General features: G+C 43.6%; 19 protein-coding genes. All 19 read left to right on the forward strand.

Going from position 1 to position 18,098, the window contains the following annotated elements; genetic code table 11:
• Nucleotides 1–37 precede the first annotated feature (37 nt).
• The 19 genes from rnmV to CW370_RS20570 all read left to right on the forward strand — a co-directional run bounded on the left by rnmV (nt 38) and on the right by CW370_RS20570 (nt 18,088).
• Nucleotides 38–598: a ribonuclease M5 gene (gene rnmV, locus CW370_RS20480; RefSeq protein ID WP_015253010.1), complete on the forward strand. Its 561-nt coding sequence runs from the start codon at nt 38–40 to the stop codon at nt 596–598.
• Nucleotides 591–1,469, forward strand: coding sequence for a 16S rRNA (adenine(1518)-N(6)/adenine(1519)-N(6))-dimethyltransferase RsmA (gene rsmA / locus CW370_RS20485; RefSeq protein WP_024571362.1), 879 nt, complete (start codon nt 591–593; stop codon nt 1,467–1,469). Before rnmV ends, rsmA begins: the two co-directional genes overlap by 8 nt.
• A 160-nt stretch (nt 1,470–1,629) precedes the next feature.
• Nucleotides 1,630–2,502 (forward strand): sporulation-specific protease PrtG, encoded by an 873-nt coding sequence (gene prtG / locus CW370_RS20490; RefSeq protein WP_024571361.1) that lies wholly within the window; start codon nt 1,630–1,632, stop codon nt 2,500–2,502.
• Nucleotides 2,503–2,712: 210 nt separating this feature from the next.
• Nucleotides 2,713–2,973, forward strand: a complete 261-nt coding sequence (gene veg / locus CW370_RS20495) for a biofilm formation stimulator Veg (RefSeq protein ID WP_003218330.1) — start codon at nt 2,713–2,715, stop codon at nt 2,971–2,973.
• Nucleotides 2,974–3,132: 159 nt separating this feature from the next.
• Nucleotides 3,133–3,318 carry a small, acid-soluble spore protein, alpha/beta type gene (locus CW370_RS20500; RefSeq protein WP_003218333.1) on the forward strand — a complete coding sequence of 62 codons (186 nt, stop codon included), beginning with the start codon at nt 3,133–3,135 and terminating at the stop codon, nt 3,316–3,318.
• 147 nt (nt 3,319–3,465) lie between these two features.
• Nucleotides 3,466–4,335 (forward strand): 4-(cytidine 5'-diphospho)-2-C-methyl-D-erythritol kinase, encoded by an 870-nt coding sequence (gene ispE / locus CW370_RS20505; RefSeq protein WP_003226742.1) that lies wholly within the window; start codon nt 3,466–3,468, stop codon nt 4,333–4,335.
• A gap of 55 nt (nt 4,336–4,390) precedes the next feature.
• Complete coding sequence (gene purR, locus CW370_RS20510) at nt 4,391–5,248, forward strand: pur operon repressor (RefSeq protein ID WP_003218342.1); 858 nt, start codon at nt 4,391–4,393, stop codon at nt 5,246–5,248.
• Nucleotides 5,245–5,622 (forward strand): 2-iminobutanoate/2-iminopropanoate deaminase, encoded by a 378-nt coding sequence (gene ridA, locus CW370_RS20515; protein ID WP_003226738.1) that lies wholly within the window; start codon nt 5,245–5,247, stop codon nt 5,620–5,622. Before purR ends, ridA begins: the two co-directional genes overlap by 4 nt.
• Before the next feature lie 194 nt (nt 5,623–5,816).
• Nucleotides 5,817–6,110 carry a septation regulator SpoVG gene (gene spoVG, locus CW370_RS20520; protein ID WP_003218346.1) on the forward strand — a complete coding sequence of 98 codons (294 nt, stop codon included), beginning with the start codon at nt 5,817–5,819 and terminating at the stop codon, nt 6,108–6,110.
• A 192-nt stretch (nt 6,111–6,302) separates the two neighbouring features.
• On the forward strand, nt 6,303–7,673 hold the full coding sequence (gene glmU, locus CW370_RS20525) for a bifunctional UDP-N-acetylglucosamine diphosphorylase/glucosamine-1-phosphate N-acetyltransferase GlmU (RefSeq protein WP_015382564.1): 1,371 nt from the start codon (nt 6,303–6,305) through the stop codon (nt 7,671–7,673).
• 22 nt (nt 7,674–7,695) lie between these two features.
• Entirely contained in the window at nt 7,696–8,649 is a 954-nt protein-coding gene (locus CW370_RS20530) for a ribose-phosphate diphosphokinase (protein WP_003218353.1), read from the forward strand.
• Nucleotides 8,650–8,733: 84 nt separating this feature from the next.
• Complete coding sequence (locus tag CW370_RS20535; RefSeq protein WP_003243443.1) at nt 8,734–9,348, forward strand: 50S ribosomal protein L25/general stress protein Ctc; 615 nt, start codon at nt 8,734–8,736, stop codon at nt 9,346–9,348.
• Nucleotides 9,349–9,454: 106 nt separating this feature from the next.
• Nucleotides 9,455–10,021 carry an aminoacyl-tRNA hydrolase gene (gene pth / locus CW370_RS20540; RefSeq protein ID WP_024571360.1) on the forward strand — a complete coding sequence of 189 codons (567 nt, stop codon included), beginning with the start codon at nt 9,455–9,457 and terminating at the stop codon, nt 10,019–10,021.
• Nucleotides 10,022–10,080: 59 nt separating this feature from the next.
• A complete protein-coding gene (gene fin, locus CW370_RS20545) occupies nt 10,081–10,311 on the forward strand; it encodes an anti-sigma-F factor Fin (protein ID WP_003243417.1) in 231 nt (76 codons plus the stop codon).
• Nucleotides 10,312–10,380: 69 nt separating this feature from the next.
• Nucleotides 10,381–13,914: a transcription-repair coupling factor gene (gene mfd, locus CW370_RS20550; protein ID WP_024571359.1), complete on the forward strand. Its 3,534-nt coding sequence runs from the start codon at nt 10,381–10,383 to the stop codon at nt 13,912–13,914.
• A 135-nt stretch (nt 13,915–14,049) separates the two neighbouring features.
• Nucleotides 14,050–14,586 carry a stage V sporulation protein T gene (gene spoVT / locus CW370_RS20555; RefSeq protein WP_003218365.1) on the forward strand — a complete coding sequence of 179 codons (537 nt, stop codon included), beginning with the start codon at nt 14,050–14,052 and terminating at the stop codon, nt 14,584–14,586.
• A gap of 181 nt (nt 14,587–14,767) precedes the next feature.
• On the forward strand, nt 14,768–16,366 hold the full coding sequence (locus tag CW370_RS20560; protein ID WP_024571358.1) for a putative polysaccharide biosynthesis protein: 1,599 nt from the start codon (nt 14,768–14,770) through the stop codon (nt 16,364–16,366).
• Nucleotides 16,356–17,825, forward strand: a complete 1,470-nt coding sequence (gene mazG / locus CW370_RS20565) for a nucleoside triphosphate pyrophosphohydrolase (protein WP_024571357.1) — start codon at nt 16,356–16,358, stop codon at nt 17,823–17,825. Before CW370_RS20560 ends, mazG begins: the two co-directional genes overlap by 11 nt.
• A 2-nt stretch (nt 17,826–17,827) precedes the next feature.
• Entirely contained in the window at nt 17,828–18,088 is a 261-nt protein-coding gene (locus tag CW370_RS20570) for an RNA-binding S4 domain-containing protein (RefSeq protein WP_003226716.1), read from the forward strand.
• Nucleotides 18,089–18,098 lie beyond the last annotated feature (10 nt).

Genomic DNA, 18,098 nt, shown 5'->3' on the forward strand with positions numbered 1-18,098 from the left:
AATATACAAAAGTTTTTATTTTGTCTTGGAGGAAATAATGAAAATTAAAGAGATCATTGTGGTCGAGGGGCGTGACGATACGGCCCGCATCAAATTGGCTGTTGATGCAGACACAATTGAAACAAATGGTTCAGCCATCGATGATCATGTGATTGACCAAATCCGTTTGGCCCAGAAGACCAGAGGCGTCATTATTTTAACGGATCCGGACTTTCCGGGAGAGAAGATTCGCAAAACCATCTCAGAGGCTGTACCCGGCTGTAAGCATGCATTTTTGCCAAAACATCTTGCCAAACCTAAAAACAAGCGGGGAATTGGTGTGGAGCATGCATCGGTTGAAAGCATTAGGGCATGTTTAGAAAATGTGCATGAGGAGATGGAAGCGCAGCCGAGTGACATTTCAGCTGAGGATTTGATTCATGCCGGACTAATAGGCGGACCTGCGGCCAAACGCCGCCGGGAACGACTGGGTGATCTGTTGAAAATCGGCTATACAAATGGCAAACAGCTTCAAAAACGGCTGCAAATGTTTCAAATTAAAAAAAGTGATTTTATGAGTGCGCTCGATACCGTTATGCGGGAGGAACAGAATGAATAAAGATATTGCGACACCGATTAGAACGAAAGAGATACTGAAGAAATACGGTTTTTCTTTTAAAAAGAGCTTAGGACAGAATTTCTTAATTGATACGAACATTTTAAACAGAATTGTCGATCACGCGGAAGTGACGGAGAAAACAGGTGTCATTGAAATCGGCCCGGGAATCGGGGCTTTAACCGAACAGCTTGCCAAGCGGGCGAAAAAGGTCGTGGCATTTGAGATTGACCAGCGATTATTGCCGATTCTGAAGGATACACTGTCACCTTACGACAATGTCACTGTCATTCATCAGGACGTGTTAAAGGCTGATGTCAAATCGGTCATTGAAGAACAATTTCAAGATTGTGATGAGATCATGGTAGTTGCCAACCTTCCTTATTACGTAACAACACCGATTATCATGAAACTGCTTGAAGAACATCTTCCGCTGAAAGGAATTGTGGTCATGTTGCAAAAAGAAGTGGCTGAGCGCATGGCGGCTGATCCTTCATCTAAGGAGTACGGCTCGCTTTCAATCGCGGTGCAGTTTTATACAGAAGCCAAAACGGTGATGATCGTTCCGAAAACCGTATTTGTTCCTCAGCCTAATGTCGATTCCGCAGTTATCCGTCTGGTTCTCCGAGACGGCCCGGCAGTGGACGTGGAAAACGAATCCTTTTTCTTTCAGCTCATCAAGGCAAGCTTTGCACAGCGCCGTAAAACGCTGCTCAATAACTTAGTTAACAATCTGCCTGGAGGAAAAGCACAAAAATCAACGATTGAACAAGTGCTCGAAGAAACAAATATTGACGGTAAGCGCCGAGGTGAATCCCTGTCTATTGAGGAGTTCGCAGCGCTGTCTAACGGATTGTATAAAGCCCTTTTCTAAAAGGGCTTTTTGTTTTGCGCACCACATGGACTGCCGCTACATAGGCTAGAGAAGGACCTTTCATTCAATGATAAGAAAAACTTGGACTCAGCGAAAAAAGGCGCTTTCTCAAGGCTCTTTCTTTCATGATGAGGCTTAGTCTATGTGTGGAGTGAGGAATGTGCAATTTCAAATAGGGGATATGGTAGCCAGAAAATCCTATCAGATGGATGTTTTGTTTCGAATTATAGGAATAGAGCAAACAAGCAAAGGAAATTCAATTGCCATTTTGCATGGAGATGAAGTCAGGCTGATTGCTGATTCGGATTTTTCTGATCTGGTAGCAGTGAAAAAAGATGAGCAGATGACGCGGAAAAAGAAAGATGAGAGCAGAATGAATGAGTCGCTCGAATTGCTCCGCCAGGATTATAAGCTGCTCAGAGAAAAGCAGGAGTACTATGCGACAAGCCAATATCAGCATCAGGAGCATTATTTCCATATGCCGGGCAAAGTGCTTCATCTGGATGGTGACGAAGCATATCTGAAAAAATGCCTGAATGTCTATAAAAAAATTGGAGTGCCGGTCTATGGCATCCATTGCCATGAAAAGAAAATGTCTGCTTCTATTGAAGAATTGCTCGACAAATATCGACCTGACATCCTGGTGATCACAGGGCATGATGCTTACTCAAAGCAAAAGGGCGGTATTGATGATTTGAATGCGTACAGACATTCTAAGCACTTTGTTGAAACAGTTCAAACAGCCCGAAAAAAGATCCCTCACTTAGATCAGCTTGTTATTTTTGCGGGGGCTTGCCAATCCCATTTTGAATCACTCATCAGAGCGGGTGCGAATTTTGCGAGTTCGCCGTCAAGAGTCAATATTCATGCGCTTGATCCGGTATATATCGTCGCGAAGATCAGCTTTACGCCGTTTATGGAACGGATCAATGTATGGGAAGTGCTCCGTAATACGCTGACACGAGAGAAAGGGCTTGGAGGTATTGAAACAAGAGGAGTACTGAGAATTGGCATGCCTTATAAGTCCAATTAACAGTTGAAAACCTGCATAGTAGATCTATGCGGGTTTTTTATTTTGCATAATGATACATAATTTACCGAAACTTGCGGAACATAATTGAGGAATCATAGAATTTTGTCAAAATAATTTTATTGACAACGTCTTATTAACGTTGATATAATTTAAATTTTATTTGACAAAAATGGGCTCGTGTTGTACAATAAATGTAGTGAGGTGGATGCAATGGCGAAGACGTTGTCCGATATTAAAAGATCGCTTGATGGGAATTTAGGTAAAAGGCTGACGTTAAAAGCAAACGGTGGCCGCCGAAAAACGATTGAGCGTTCGGGCATTTTAGCTGAGACGTACCCTTCTGTTTTTGTGATACAACTAGATCAAGACGAGAACTCGTTTGAAAGAGTTTCATACAGTTATGCTGATATTTTGACTGAGACTGTTGAGCTGACATTTAATGATGACGCCGCAAGCTCAGTGGCATTTTAACGGGCAGTGAACCTTTTGTTTACTGCTTTTTGTTTTGCCCTTTTTTGGTTTCCAATAATTTTAACGAAAGTTCCATCTGATTTAACAAAAGATAAAACAGTCACATATTATCGTGACGTGCACGAATGGCTATCACTTCTAAAAAAGGGGTTGTTTCGTTTGGGCAGACGTCGTGGAGTTATGTCAGATGAGTTTAAATATGAGCTGGCTAAAGACCTTGGTTTTTATGACACAGTAAAAAATGGCGGCTGGGGCGAAATTCGGGCTCGCGATGCCGGTAACATGGTGAAGCGTGCTATTGAAATCGCCGAACAGCAAATGGCTCAGAATCAGAATAACCGATAAGGATGTGACCCGGGGGACGTGCTGTTCCCTGGTTTTTTTATTTTGGATATAAATACATAATGGGCTGAATATGGATATGTTCATCCTGTACTTCAAATGTGATACAATGTTCATACTTATGTTTAGATGGAGAAGTAGGTGAAAGCTATGCGTATTTTAGAAAAAGCGCCAGCTAAGATCAATCTGTCACTTGACGTCACCCGAAAACGCCCGGATGGCTATCATGAAGTCGAAATGATCATGACGACAATTGATTTAGCTGATCGAATTGAATTGACGGAGCTTGCAGAGGATGAAGTGAGGGTTTCCTCCCACAACCGATTTGTGCCTGATGACCAAAGAAACTTAGCTTATCAGGCTGCCAAGCTGATCAAGGACAGATACAACGTAAAAAAGGGAGTTTCCATCATGATTACGAAGGTAATTCCGGTGGCTGCCGGTCTTGCCGGCGGAAGCAGTGATGCGGCGGCGACGCTCAGAGGGCTGAACAGACTGTGGAATTTAAATCTGTCTGCGGAAACGCTTGCTGAGCTTGGAGCGGAAATTGGCTCTGACGTTTCATTTTGTGTCTATGGCGGAACTGCACTAGCAACAGGGCGCGGCGAGAAAATTAAACATATCAGCACGCCTCCGCACTGCTGGGTCATTTTAGCGAAGCCGACAATCGGTGTTTCAACTGCTGAAGTGTACAGAGCGCTGAAACTGGATGGTATAGAGCATCCTGATGTACAAGGCATGATCGAGGCGATAGAAGAAAAGAGTTTTCAGAAGATGTGCAGCCGTTTAGGCAATGTGCTTGAATCTGTTACACTCGATATGCATCCTGAAGTTGCGATGATCAAAAACCAGATGAAACGCTTTGGTGCAGATGCCGTGTTAATGAGCGGGAGCGGCCCGACAGTGTTTGGACTGGTTCAGTATGAGTCGAAGGTGCAGAGAATTTATAACGGGTTAAGAGGCTTCTGCGATCAAGTTTATGCGGTGAGAATGATCGGCGAACAGAACGCTCTTGATTAAATCCGTATGTTAAGTTATATTGATCTTAAAATATTCGGATTTTGGGGGTAAGTTCATGAAGTTTCGTCGCAGCGGCAGATTGGTGGACTTAACAAATTATTTGTTAACCCATCCGCACGAGTTAATACCGCTAACCTTTTTCTCTGAGCGGTATGAATCTGCAAAATCATCGATCAGTGAAGATTTAACAATTATTAAACAAACCTTTGAACAGCAGGGGATTGGTACTTTGCTTACTGTTCCTGGAGCTGCCGGAGGCGTTAAATATATTCCGAAAATGAAGCAGGCTGAAGCTGAAGAGTTTGTGCAGACACTTGGACAGTCGCTGGCAAATCCTGAGCGTATCCTTCCGGGCGGTTATGTATATTTAACGGATATCTTAGGAAAGCCATCTGTACTCTCCAAGGTAGGGAAGCTGTTTGCTTCCGTGTTTGCAGAGCGCGAAATTGATGTTGTCATGACCGTTGCCACGAAAGGCATCCCTCTTGCGTACGCAGCTGCAAGCTATTTGAATGTGCCTGTTGTGATCGTTCGTAAAGACAATAAGGTAACAGAGGGCTCCACAGTCAGCATTAATTACGTTTCAGGCTCCTCAAACCGCATTCAAACAATGTCACTTGCGAAAAGAAGCATGAAAACGGGTTCAAACGTACTCATTATTGATGACTTTATGAAAGCAGGCGGCACAATTAATGGTATGATTAACCTGTTGGATGAGTTTAACGCAAATGTGGCGGGAATCGGCGTCTTAGTTGAAGCCGAAGGAGTAGATGAACGTCTTGTTGATGAATATATGTCACTTCTTACTCTTTCAACCATCAACATGAAAGAGAAGTCCATTGAAATTCAGAATGGCAATTTTCTGCGTTTTTTTAAAGACAATCTTTTAAAGAATGGAGAGACAGAATCATGACAAAAGCAGTCCACACAAAACATGCCCCAGCGGCAATCGGGCCTTATTCACAAGGGATTATCGTCAACAATATGTTTTACAGCTCAGGCCAAATCCCTTTGACTCCTTCAGGCGAAATGGTGAACGGCGATATTAAGGAGCAGACTCATCAAGTATTCAGCAATTTAAAGGCGGTTCTGGAAGAAGCGGGTGCTTCTTTTGAAACAGTTGTCAAAGCAACTGTATTTATCGCGGATATGGAACAGTTTGCGGAAGTAAACGAAGTGTACGGACAATACTTTGACACTCACAAACCAGCGAGATCTTGTGTTGAAGTCGCGAGACTACCGAAGGATGCGTTAGTCGAGATTGAAGTTATTGCACTGGTGAAATAATAAGAAAAGTGATTCTGGGAGAGCCCGGGATCACTTTTTTATTTACCTTATGCCCGAAATGAAAGCTTTATGACCTAATTGTGTAACTATATCCTATTTTTTCAAAAAATATTTTAAAAACGAGCAGGATTTCAGAAAAAATCGTGGAATTGATACACTAATGCTTTTATATAGGGAAAAGGTGGTGAACTACTGTGGAAGTTACTGACGTAAGATTACGCCGCGTGAATACCGATGGTCGCATGAGAGCGATTGCATCCATCACGCTGGATCACGAATTTGTTGTACATGATATTCGTGTGATTGATGGAAACAATGGTCTTTTCGTTGCGATGCCGAGTAAACGCACCCCTGATGGAGAGTTCCGCGATATTGCTCATCCTATTAATTCAAGCACGCGAGGAAAGATTCAAGATGCCGTGTTAAATGAGTATCATCGTCTGGGTGACACTGAAGCATTAGAATTCGAAGAAGCTGGAGCTTCTTAAAAAATAACCAAAAAGCAAGGACTGCTGAAAGGGCTGACATAAGCCTTTTGCCGGCGGTCCTTTTTTAATTCTGATTTTTCAAACTTAGTTGCACTCAATAGAAAATTCTTGCACTTCATGAAGTCTCCTTGAAATCAGAAGATATTTAGGATATATTTTTCTATGGATAAAAGGGATATTGGAGGCCAATAAATGGATAAGCGGTTTGCAGTTGTTTTAGCGGCTGGACAAGGAACGAGAATGAAATCGAAGCTTTATAAAGTCCTTCATCCAGTTTGCGGTAAGCCTATGGTAGAGCACGTCGTGGACGAAGCCTTAAAATTATCTTTATCGAAGCTTGTCACGATTGTCGGACATGGTGCGGAAGAAGTGAAAAAGCAGCTTGGTGATAAAAGCGAGTACGCGCTTCAAGCAGAACAGCTTGGCACTGCTCATGCTGTAAAACAGGCACAGCCATTTCTTGCTGACGAAAAAGGCGTCACAATTGTCATTTGCGGAGATACGCCGCTTTTGACAGCAGAGACGATGGAACAGATGCTGAAAGAACATACACAAAGAGAAGCGAAAGCTACGATTTTAACTGCGGTTGCAGAAGATCCAACCGGATACGGCCGCATTATTCGCAGCGAAAACGGAGCGGTTCAAAAAATCGTTGAGCATAAGGACGCCTCTGAAGAAGAACGTCTTGTAACTGAGATCAACACCGGTACGTATTGTTTTGACAATGAAGCGCTATTTCGGGCTATTGATCAGGTGTCTAATGATAATGCCCAAGGCGAGTATTATTTGCCGGATGTCATAGAGATTCTTAAAAATGAAGGCGAAACTGTTGCCGCTTACCAGACTGGTAATTTCCAAGAAACGCTCGGAGTTAATGATAGAGTTGCTCTTTCTCAGGCAGAACAATTTATGAAAGAGCGCATTAATAAACGGCATATGCAAAATGGCGTGACGTTGATCGACCCGATGAATACGTATATTTCTCCTGACGCTGTTATCGGAAGCGATACTGTGATTTACCCTGGAACTGTAATTAAAGGTGAGGTGCAAATCGGAGAAGATACGATTATTGGCCCTCATACGGAGATTATGAATAGTGCCATTGGCAGCCGTACGGTTATTAAACAATCGGTAGTCAATCACAGTAAAGTGGGGAATGATGTAAACATAGGACCTTTTGCTCACATCAGACCTGATTCTGTCATCGGGAATGAAGTGAAGATCGGGAATTTTGTAGAAATTAAAAAGACTCAATTCGGAGACCGAAGCAAGGCATCTCATCTAAGCTATGTCGGCGATGCTGAGGTAGGCACTGATGTAAACCTGGGCTGCGGTTCAATTACTGTCAATTATGATGGAAAGAATAAGTATTTGACAAAAATTGAAGATGGCGCGTTTATCGGCTGCAATTCCAACTTGGTTGCCCCTGTCACAGTCGGAGAAGGCGCTTATGTGGCGGCAGGTTCAACTGTTACGGAAGATGTACCTGGAAAAGCACTTGCTATTGCCAGAGCGAGACAAGTAAATAAAGACGATTATGTGAAAAATATTCATAAAAAATAATCCTAAATTCGGAGGTTTATCCATGTCTAATCAATACGGAGATAAGAATTTAAAGATTTTTTCTTTGAATTCGAATCCAGAGCTTGCAAAAGAAATCGCAGATATAGTTGGAGTTCAATTAGGGAAATGTTCTGTCACAAGATTTAGTGACGGGGAAGTCCAAATTAATATCGAAGAAAGTATTCGCGGATGTGATTGTTACATCATCCAGTCTACAAGTGACCCCGTTAACGAGCATATTATGGAACTGCTGATTATGGTAGATGCGTTAAAACGCGCTTCTGCAAAAACGATTAACATTGTTATTCCTTATTACGGTTATGCGCGTCAAGACAGAAAAGCAAGATCCCGTGAGCCAATCACAGCTAAACTTTTCGCTAACCTGCTTGAAACAGCCGGTGCGACTCGTGTGATTGCACTTGACCTGCATGCGCCGCAAATTCAAGGATTCTTTGATATACCGATTGACCACTTAATGGGTGTTCCGATTTTAGGAGAATATTTTGAAGGCAAAAATCTTGAAGATATCGTCATTGTTTCACCAGACCATGGCGGTGTGACACGTGCCCGCAAACTGGCTGACCGACTAAAAGCGCCAATTGCGATTATCGATAAACGCCGTCCGCGTCCAAACGTGGCGGAAGTCATGAATATTGTAGGTAACATTGAAGGGAAGACTGCTATCCTCATCGATGACATTATTGATACTGCAGGTACGATTACACTTGCTGCTAATGCGCTCGTTGAAAACGGAGCGAAAGAAGTATATGCATGCTGTACACACCCTGTACTATCAGGCCCTGCGGTTGAACGGATTAATAATTCAACAATTAAAGAGCTTGTTGTGACAAACAGCATCAAGCTTCCTGAAGAAAAGAAAATTGAACGCTTTAAGCAGCTTTCAGTCGGACCGCTTCTGGCCGAAGCGATTATTCGCGTTCATGAGCAGCAATCAGTCAGCTATCTGTTCAGCTAAACCATTTTTCGAGGTTTAAATCCTTATCGTTATGGGTATTGTTTGTAATAGGACAACTAAAACGACAATAGGATGGTGCTGAATATGGCAACTTTAACGGCAAAAGAAAGAACGGACTTTACTCGTTCGTCTCTTCGGAATATCCGTACTTCAGGACATGTTCCAGGTATCATATATGGGAAGGATACGGGCAACAAACCTGTGTCATTAGACAGTGTGGAGCTCATCAAAACGCTGAGGGACGAAGGCAAAAATGCAGTCATTACGCTTGAGGTCAGCGGAGAAAAACACTCAGTCATGGTAACAGACCTGCAGACGGACCCGTTGAAAAATGAAATCACTCATGCTGATTTTCAAGTAGTTAATATGAGTGAGGACATTGAAGTGGAAGTTCCGATTCATCTGACCGGAGAAGCCATTGGAGTGAAAAACGGAGGCGTACTGCAGCAGCCGTTATATGCACTTACTGTAAAGGCCAAGCCAAAAGCCATTCCGCAAACGATCGAGGCCGATATTTCAAGCCTCGATGTAAATGAAGTACTGACGATTGCGGATTTGCCTGCTGGCGGTGACTACTCCTTTAATCATGAGTCAGATGAGGTTGTGGCTTCAATCCTTCCTCCGCAGCAGCAGGAAGCAGCTGAGGTCGATGAAGAGGAATCTGCCGATGCTCAGCCAGAAGGTGAAAACGAACAATAATAGCTTAAGGCGTAACCCTCCCGCGGTTACGTCTTTTGTGCTAGAATGAGAAGAATTATAGCCCGTTTATGAAGACGGGAGTTATGTGACTAAGGGAGGATTCGCCATGCTTGTGATTGCCGGTCTCGGAAACCCGGGAAAGAACTATGAAAATACACGGCATAATGTCGGATTTATGGTGATAGATCAGCTTGCAAAGGAATGGAATATAGAGCTGAATCAAAATAAATTTAACGGATTATACGGAATCGGATTTGTTTCCGGCAAAAAGGTTCTACTTGTTAAACCGCTTACATATATGAATTTATCAGGAGAATGTTTGCGGCCTTTAATGGACTACTATGATGTCGATAATGAAGATTTGACAGTCATTTACGACGACCTTGACCTTCCGACTGGCAAGATCCGTTTAAGAACGAAAGGAAGCGCCGGAGGGCACAATGGCATTAAATCACTGATCCAGCATCTTGGAACATCCGAGTTTGACCGTATCCGCATCGGAATCGGCCGGCCTGTAAACGGCATGAAGGTCGTTGATTATGTGTTAGGCTCCTTTACCAAGGAGGAGGCACCTGAGATCGAAGAAGCGGTTGATAAATCTGTGAAGGCTTGTGAGGCTTCTTTGAGTAAACCGTTTTTAGAAGTCATGAACGAATTTAACGCAAAGGTATAAAATGTAACAACAAAGTCCATACTACACCAAAATGACTTTTTCATCAGGAGGTCCCTTGTATGGCTTTGCATTATTATTGTCGTCATTGCGGAGTGAAAGTAGGCAGTCTCGAATCTTCAATGGTATCGACAGACTCACTTGGATTTCAGCACTTAACAAATGAGGAAAGAAACGATATGATTTCTTATAAAGAAAATGGAGACGTCCATGTTTTGACGATATGTGAAGACTGCCAAGAGGCGCTTGACCGAAATCCGCATTACCACGAATATCACACATTTATTCAATAAAAAGCTTTGGTGTAGTCACTAGACCAAAGCGTTTTTCTGTTCTCACAGGAAACAGAGAGGAGGGGCCATATGGACAACATTCAAACCTTTATAAAAGAAAGCGATGACTTTAAATCCATCATCAACGGTTTACACGAGGGCCTGAAGGAACAGCTGCTCGCGGGTCTGTCGGGTTCCGCGCGTTCTGTTTTTACTTCTGCTCTGGCTAATGAAACGAATAAGCCTATCTTTCTAATCACCCATAACTTATATCAAGCCCAGAAAGTAACAGATGATCTGACTTCACTTCTAGAGGATCGGTCTGTCCTTTTGTACCCCGTCAATGAACTCATTTCATCAGAAATCGCAGTTGCAAGCCCTGAATTGCGGGCGCAGCGATTAGATGTCATTAATAGACTAACGAATGGAGAAGCGCCAATTGTCGTTGCTCCGGTAGCTGCAATCAGAAGAATGCTGCCGCCTGTAGAGGTGTGGAAAAGCAGCCAGATGCTCATTCAAGTAGGCCATGATATCGAACCTGACCAGCTTGCCTCACGGCTGGTAGAGGTAGGGTATGAGCGGTCTGATATGGTTTCTGCGCCCGGGGAATTCAGTATTCGCGGTGGAATCATTGACATTTATCCGTTGACTTCAGAGAATCCGGTGAGAATTGAACTTTTTGACACCGAGGTGGATTCAATCCGCAGCTTTAATTCAGATGATCAGCGGTCAATTGAGACCCTTACCTCGATCAATATCGGTCCCGCGAAGGAATTAATTATCAGACCGGAAGAAAAAGCGCGGGCGATGGAGAAAATCGATAGTGGTCTTGCCGGGAGCTTGAAAAAATTAAAGGCTGACAAACAAAAAGAAATACTTCATGCGAATATTTCTCACGATAAAGAACGCTTGTCTGAAGGCCAGACAGGCCAGGAGCTCGTGAAGTATCTCTCATATTTCTATGAAAAGCCTGCTAGTTTACTAGATTATACACCTGATAATACACTTCTGATTTTGGATGAAGTCAGTCGGATTCATGAGATGGAAGAACAGCTTCAAAAAGAAGAAGCGGAGTTTATAACAAATCTTCTTGAGGAAGGGAAGATTTTGCATGACATTCGTTTGTCATTCAGCTTCCAAAAAATAGTGGCTGAGCAAAAACGGCCTCTGCTGTACTACTCTTTATTTTTACGGCATGTACACCATACGAGCCCGCAAAATATCGTCAATGTGTCAGGTCGGCAAATGCAGAGTTTCCATGGCCAAATGAACGTGCTTGCGGGCGAAATGGAGCGTTTTAAAAAATCAAATTTCACTGTTGTGTTCTTAGGAGCAAACAAGGAACGTACACAGAAATTGTCATCTGTTTTGGCTGATTATGATATCGAGGCCGCCGTGACAGACAGCAAAAAAGCGCTTGTTCAGGGACAGGTCTATATCATGGAAGGCGAGCTCCAATCGGGATTTGAGCTGCCGTTAATGAAGCTTGCCGTTATTACGGAAGAAGAACTGTTCAAAAACCGTGTAAAGAAGAAGCCGCGAAAACAGAAGCTTACCAATGCAGAGCGCATCAAAAGCTATTCTGAGCTTCAAATTGGAGATTATGTCGTTCATATTAATCACGGGATCGGAAAATACCTGGGGATCGAAACTCTTGAAATCAACGGCATTCATAAAGACTATTTAAATATACATTATCAGGGAAGTGACAAGCTTTACGTCCCTGTAGAACAAATTGATCAGGTTCAAAAATATGTCGGCTCCGAAGGAAAAGAGCCAAAGCTGTATAAATTAGGCGGAAGTGAATGGAAGCGGGTCAAGAAAAAAGTAGAAACATCCGTTCAGGATATTGCTGATGACTTAATTAAGCTGTATGCCGAAAGAGAAGCGAGCAAGGGCTATGCGTTTTCTCCTGACCATGAGATGCAGCGGGAATTCGAATCGGCTTTCCCTTATCAAGAGACTGAGGATCAGCTCCGTTCTATTCACGAAATCAAAAAAGACATGGAAAGAGAACGTCCGATGGACCGCTTGCTGTGCGGAGATGTGGGCTACGGTAAAACAGAGGTTGCCATACGTGCCGCGTTTAAGGCGATCGGTGACGGAAAGCAGGTAGCTCTGCTCGTTCCGACAACAATTTTGGCACAGCAGCACTATGAAACCATAAAAGAGCGCTTCCAGGACTATCCGATTAATATCGGCCTTCTCAGCAGGTTCAGAACGAGAAAAGAAGCAAACGAAACAATCAAAGGGCTGAAAAACGGAACGGTTGATATCGTCATCGGGACGCATCGGCTGCTATCAAAGGATGTCGTGTATAAAGACTTAGGGCTCCTCATCATTGATGAAGAGCAGCGTTTCGGTGTAACCCATAAAGAAAAGATCAAGCAAATAAAAGCCAATGTTGATGTATTAACGTTAACAGCAACGCCGATTCCGCGTACGCTGCATATGTCTATGCTTGGCGTAAGGGATCTTTCAGTCATCGAGACTCCGCCGGAAAATCGCTTCCCCGTACAGACGTATGTTGTGGAATATAACGGCGCTCTTGTCAGAGAGGCGATTGAACGTGAGCTTGCACGCGGAGGCCAGGTCTATTTCTTGTACAACCGGGTAGAAGACATTGAGCGGAAAGCGGATGAAATTTCAATGCTAGTCCCTGACGCGAAGGTAGCATATGCGCATGGGAAAATGACAGAAAATGAATTAGAAACCGTTATGCTAAGTTTCCTTGAAGGAGAATCAGACGTTCTCGTCAGCACAACCATTATCGAAACTGGCGTGGACATCCCGAACGTCAATACGTTGATCGTATTTGACGCCGACAAGATGGGACTTTCTCAGCTTTACCAGCTGCGGGGGCGTGTCGGTCGTTCTAACCGTGTGGCGTATGCGTACTTCACGTATCGCCGGGATAAAGTGCTGACAGAAGTGGCTGAAAAAAGGCTGCAGGCTATTAAAGAATTCACAGAGCTAGGTTCCGGTTTTAAAATCGCAATGCGTGACTTAACGATTCGCGGAGCCGGGAATCTTCTTGGTGCCCAGCAGCATGGCTTCATCGATTCGGTCGGATTTGACCTCTATTCACAAATGCTGAAGGAGGCCATTGAGGAGCGTAAAGGAGACACAGCGAAGACAGAGCAGTTTGAAACAGAAATTGATGTCGAGCTTGATGCGTATATTCCGGAAACTTATATTCAAGACGGCAAACAGAAAATTGATATGTATAAACGCTTCAGGTCTGTGGCGACAATCGAAGAGAAGAATGAGCTTCAAGATGAAATGATCGACCGCTTTGGAAACTATCCAAAAGAAGTCGAATACTTGTTTACTGTTGCAGAAATGAAGGTCTATGCGAGACAGGAACGTGTCGAGCTGATTAAGCAGGATAAAGATGCTGTCAGATTGACGATTTCTGAAGAAGCAAGTGCTGAAATTGACGGACAGAAGCTGTTTGAGCTTGGCAATCAATATGGCAGACAAATCGGACTGGGAATGGAAGGGAAAAAACTCAAAATCTCCATACAGACGAAAGGCCGTAGTGCCGATGAATGGCTCGACACCGTGCTGGGCATGCTGAAGGGCTTAAAAGATGTGAAAAAGCAAACCATTTCATCAACGTAAATTTTGTTACTCTCTGGTGTATATTACATTTGATGTGACGGATACTAATTTCAAGCGAGGCGGAAGGTACATAAAGTAACTGCTTTAGGTCTTTCCCACATGTATATACCATCAAATGAAAGAGAGGCACCAGAGATGAAAGCAACCGGTATCGTACGTCGTATTGATGACTTAGGTCGGGTCGTGATTCCTAAAGAAATTCGAAGAACTCTGAGAATCAGGGAAGGCGATCCGCTTGAGATTTTTGTAGATCGTGATGGAGAAGTGATTTTGAAAAAGTACTCTCCGATCAGTGAGCTTGGAGACTTTGCAAAGGAGTATGCAGACGCGCTTTACGACAGCCTCGGCCATTCAGTGCTGATTTGTGATCGTGATGTATATATTGCCGTGTCCGGCAGCTCCAAAAAAGATTACTTAAACAAGTCAATCAGCGAAATGCTGGAAAGAACAATGGATCAGCGCAGCTCCGTGCTTGAGAGTGATGCGAAATCAGTACAGCTTGTGAATGGAATTGATGAGGACATGAATTCTTATACTGTCGGCCCAATTGTGGCGAACGGTGATCCGATAGGTGCTGTGGTGATCTTTTCAAAAGATCAGACAATGGGTGAAGTAGAGCATAAAGCCGTTGAAACAGCAGCTGGATTTTTGGCTCGTCAAATGGAACAGTAGGTCTTATTCCTTTCTTCGAAAATAGGTATGTAAAGAACAGCTCTCCTTGGGACGCTGTTCTTTTTCATGCGTGCCGAAAAAGGAATCCAAGGGTTGGGATATGGTATAATAACCTCGTTTTTATTTGTGCCGCGGTAATACGTGAACTGTATTGCCCCTGACGTTGGGAAGGAGCTTTTGGATGGACGATTCAATAGGCGTTAAACGGCATTGGATTTGGCAGGGGGCTTTTGTTTTAATTCTGGCAGGCGTCATCACAAAAATTTTAAGCGCTGTTTACAGAGTCCCATTTCAAAACATTGTCGGCGATGTTGGATTTTATATATATCAGCAGGTATATCCCTTTCTTGGTATTGCGGTCATGCTGTCCACATCAGGATTTCCAGTCATTATTTCAAAGCTGATGAATGATTATAGTGAAAAAAATCATCACACCATATTAAAAATATCTGCGTTGTTTTTGTCTTTAATCGGTATTTTATTATTTCTTTGTTTATATCTGGGTGCTGTTCCTATTGCACTCTTTATGGGAGATTCGCATCTAGCCGTGTTAATTCAAGTGGCCGCATATGCGTTTCTGCTTTTCCCATTTGTCGCGTTGCTTAGAGGCGGTTTTCAGGGGCGGCACGAAATGCTCCCTTCAGCCTTATCACAGATGACAGAGCAGTTTCTGCGTGTTGCAGTGCTCTTGGGTTTATCATTTTGGCTCGTGAAAAAGGGAGCCTCGCTTTATACCGCGGGAGCGGCAGCCGCTTCAGGCTCTCTTGCCGGAAGTTTGGTTGCATTGATGATACTGGGATTTTTTTGGTTTAAAACGAATAGAGACAACCAAACGGATAGGCAAAATGAAAATGTCATCACAACAAAAGAATTGACGAAAAAACTGCTTTTATATTCGGTTACAATTTGTGTAAGCAGTTTGCTGCTTTTGTTTATCCAGCTTGTTGATGCTTTGAATTTATATGCATTGCTTTCGGGTGGTGAGGCAAGCGAAGAAGCAAAACGCCTAAAGGGGATCTATGATCGGGGACAACCCTTGCTGCAGCTCGGTTCAATTTTCGCGGTAAGCATTGCGACGTCACTCGTTCCGTATATTTCTATGGCCGTAAAAAACAATGAGCTGAAGATCATGAAAGAAAAAATCACGTCATCTTTGAAACTATGCCTTGTGCTCGGTACAGGCGCATCGGTTGGGTTGATTTGCATTCTAAAGCCGGTAAATATCATGCTGTTTCAAAATGGAGAAGGGACAGGTGCGTTACAAGTATTTAGCTGCTCCATTTTGTTTGCATCTATGGCGGTAACGGCAGCGGCAGTCTTACAGGGAGCGGGGTACACAGTTTTTCCAGCGATAGCGGTGGGCGCGGGTGTTGCGGTGAAATGGGTGTTAAACACACTTTTGGTTCCGCGCTATGGGATTGAAGGCGCATCGTTTGCGACAGCTGCTTCCTTTGCGGCTGTCGCCGGCCTTAACTTGTATCAGCTTCGGCAAAAGGAATGGCTCGATAAGCTTAGAGGCGTTTTGATTCCGATTATTGGATCTGCTCTTTTGATGTCAGCTGTTTTGCTTGCGTATACGCGTCTCTGGACTTTCTTGTTTCCTGCAACAGGAAGAGGAGCGGCTGTGATTGAGAGTCTTTCTGCTGTTGCCATTGGTGGCGCGGTGTTTATTTATTGTATGATGAGATTGGGAATATTTACAGATGAAGAGCTGAACAGTGTGCCATTCGGCAGCAAGTTAAGCAAATTCATGAGAAGGAGAGAACAAAATGGCGGGTAAAATTACAGTCGTGGGACTTGGTGCCGGAGACATGGACCAGTTGACAATTGGTATACACAAGCTGCTGACGAAGGCAGATACGCTGTATGTCAGAACCAAGGATCATCCTTTAATTGAGGAGCTTGAAAAAGAAACGAAGAACATCCGTTTCTTTGATGATATATATGAGAAACATGATCAGTTCAAGGCGGTATATGAAGAAATTGCAGATACCCTCTTTGAAGCGGCGCGGCGTGAGGACGTGGTTTATGCTGTGCCGGGACATCCGTTTGTCGCAGAAAAAACAGTTCAGCTGCTGACGGAGCGGCAGGAAAAGGAAAACGTTCAAGTGAAAGTCACGGGGGGACAAAGTTTCCTTGATGCCACATTCAATGCCTTGCAAATTGACCCGATTGAAGGTTTTCAATTTGTGGATGCCGGCACATTGTCCGCGGATGAGCTTGAGCTCAGACATCATCTGATCATATGTCAGGTTTACGACCAAATGACGGCTTCTGAAGTCAAGCTGACATTGATGGAGAAGCTGCCTGATGATTATGAGGTCGTCATTGTGACTGCAGCAGGCAGCCGTGGCGAGGAGATCAGGACAGTGCCATTATTTGAGCTGGACCGCAATGTCGCCTTGAACAACTTAACAAGTGTGTATATTCCGCCGATTAAAGAAGAGAAGCTGCTTTATCACGAATTCTCCACGTTCCGAAGCATCATCAGAGAGCTTCGCGGACCTAATGGATGTCCGTGGGATAAAAAGCAGACGCATCAGTCATTAAAGCAGTACATGATTGAAGAATGTTATGAGCTTCTCGAAGCTATTGACGAAGAAGACACAGACCATATGATCGAAGAGCTTGGCGACGTTTTGCTTCAGGTCTTGCTTCACGCGCAAATTGGTGAAGATGAAGGTTATTTCACAATTGATGATGTCATAAAAGGAATCAGTGAAAAAATGGTCAGAAGACATCCCCATGTGTTTAAAGATGTTAAGGTTCGGGATGAAAACGATGTTTTGGCCAATTGGGAAGATATAAAAAAGGCCGAAAAAAATACATCTGAATCATCGTTACTAGACAGCGTACCGAAAACCCTTCCAGCTCTTTCGAAAGCTGCTAAATTGCAGAAAAAAGCAGCGAAGGTCGGTTTTGACTGGGAAGACGTCAGCGATATTTGGGAAAAGGTAAGTGAGGAAATGAAGGAATTTTCTTCTGAGGTTTCTGAAGCTCCTCACGAACACAATCTTAAAGCTGAGTTTGGCGACATTTTATTCGCGCTGGTGAATGTAGCCCGCTTCTACAAAATAGAGCCAGAGGAAGCGCTGGCCATGACTAATGACAAATTCCGGAGACGGTTCTCATACATTGAGGAAACAGCGAAGGAAGAGGGAGTCGAGCTGGCTGATATGTCCCTTGAGGACATGGACAAACTGTGGAATGAAGCAAAAGAAACTGAGAGGAGATCATAGATATGAGATTAGATAAATTTTTGAAAGTATCACGGCTGATCAAACGGCGTACACTAGCGAAGGAAGTAGCTGACCAAGGACGAATCTCTATTAACGGAAACCAAGCTAAAGCTAGCTCTGACGTAAAACCGGGAGATGAACTAACGGTCCGCTTCGGCCAAAAGCTTGTAACGGTTCAAGTTAATGAATTGAAAGACACGACGAAAAAAGAAGAAGCTGCAAACATGTACACGATTCTAAAAGAAGAAAAACTCGGCGAATAGGCTTGTTCTA

It is taken from the genome of Bacillus sp. SN32, from assembly GCF_002837495.1.
Classification (GTDB): Bacteria; Bacillota; Bacilli; order Bacillales; family Bacillaceae; genus Bacillus; species Bacillus subtilis.

Coding starts and splice junctions, on each gene's coding strand:
- rnmV (WP_015253010.1), top strand. CDS start 38: ATGAAAATTAAAGAGATCATTGTGGTCGAGGGGCGTGACGATACGGCC.
- rsmA (WP_024571362.1), top strand. CDS start 591: ATGAATAAAGATATTGCGACACCGATTAGAACGAAAGAGATACTGAAG.
- veg (WP_003218330.1), top strand. CDS start 2,713: ATGGCGAAGACGTTGTCCGATATTAAAAGATCGCTTGATGGGAATTTA.
- ispE (WP_003226742.1), top strand. CDS start 3,466: ATGCGTATTTTAGAAAAAGCGCCAGCTAAGATCAATCTGTCACTTGAC.
- purR (WP_003218342.1), top strand. CDS start 4,391: ATGAAGTTTCGTCGCAGCGGCAGATTGGTGGACTTAACAAATTATTTG.
- ridA (WP_003226738.1), top strand. CDS start 5,245: ATGACAAAAGCAGTCCACACAAAACATGCCCCAGCGGCAATCGGGCCT.
- glmU (WP_015382564.1), top strand. CDS start 6,303: ATGGATAAGCGGTTTGCAGTTGTTTTAGCGGCTGGACAAGGAACGAGA.
- CW370_RS20530 (WP_003218353.1), top strand. CDS start 7,696: ATGTCTAATCAATACGGAGATAAGAATTTAAAGATTTTTTCTTTGAAT.
- CW370_RS20535 (WP_003243443.1), top strand. CDS start 8,734: ATGGCAACTTTAACGGCAAAAGAAAGAACGGACTTTACTCGTTCGTCT.
- pth (WP_024571360.1), top strand. CDS start 9,455: ATGCTTGTGATTGCCGGTCTCGGAAACCCGGGAAAGAACTATGAAAAT.
- fin (WP_003243417.1), top strand. CDS start 10,081: ATGGCTTTGCATTATTATTGTCGTCATTGCGGAGTGAAAGTAGGCAGT.
- mfd (WP_024571359.1), top strand. CDS start 10,381: ATGGACAACATTCAAACCTTTATAAAAGAAAGCGATGACTTTAAATCC.
- spoVT (WP_003218365.1), top strand. CDS start 14,050: ATGAAAGCAACCGGTATCGTACGTCGTATTGATGACTTAGGTCGGGTC.
- CW370_RS20560 (WP_024571358.1), top strand. CDS start 14,768: ATGGACGATTCAATAGGCGTTAAACGGCATTGGATTTGGCAGGGGGCT.
- mazG (WP_024571357.1), top strand. CDS start 16,356: ATGGCGGGTAAAATTACAGTCGTGGGACTTGGTGCCGGAGACATGGAC.
- CW370_RS20570 (WP_003226716.1), top strand. CDS start 17,828: ATGAGATTAGATAAATTTTTGAAAGTATCACGGCTGATCAAACGGCGT.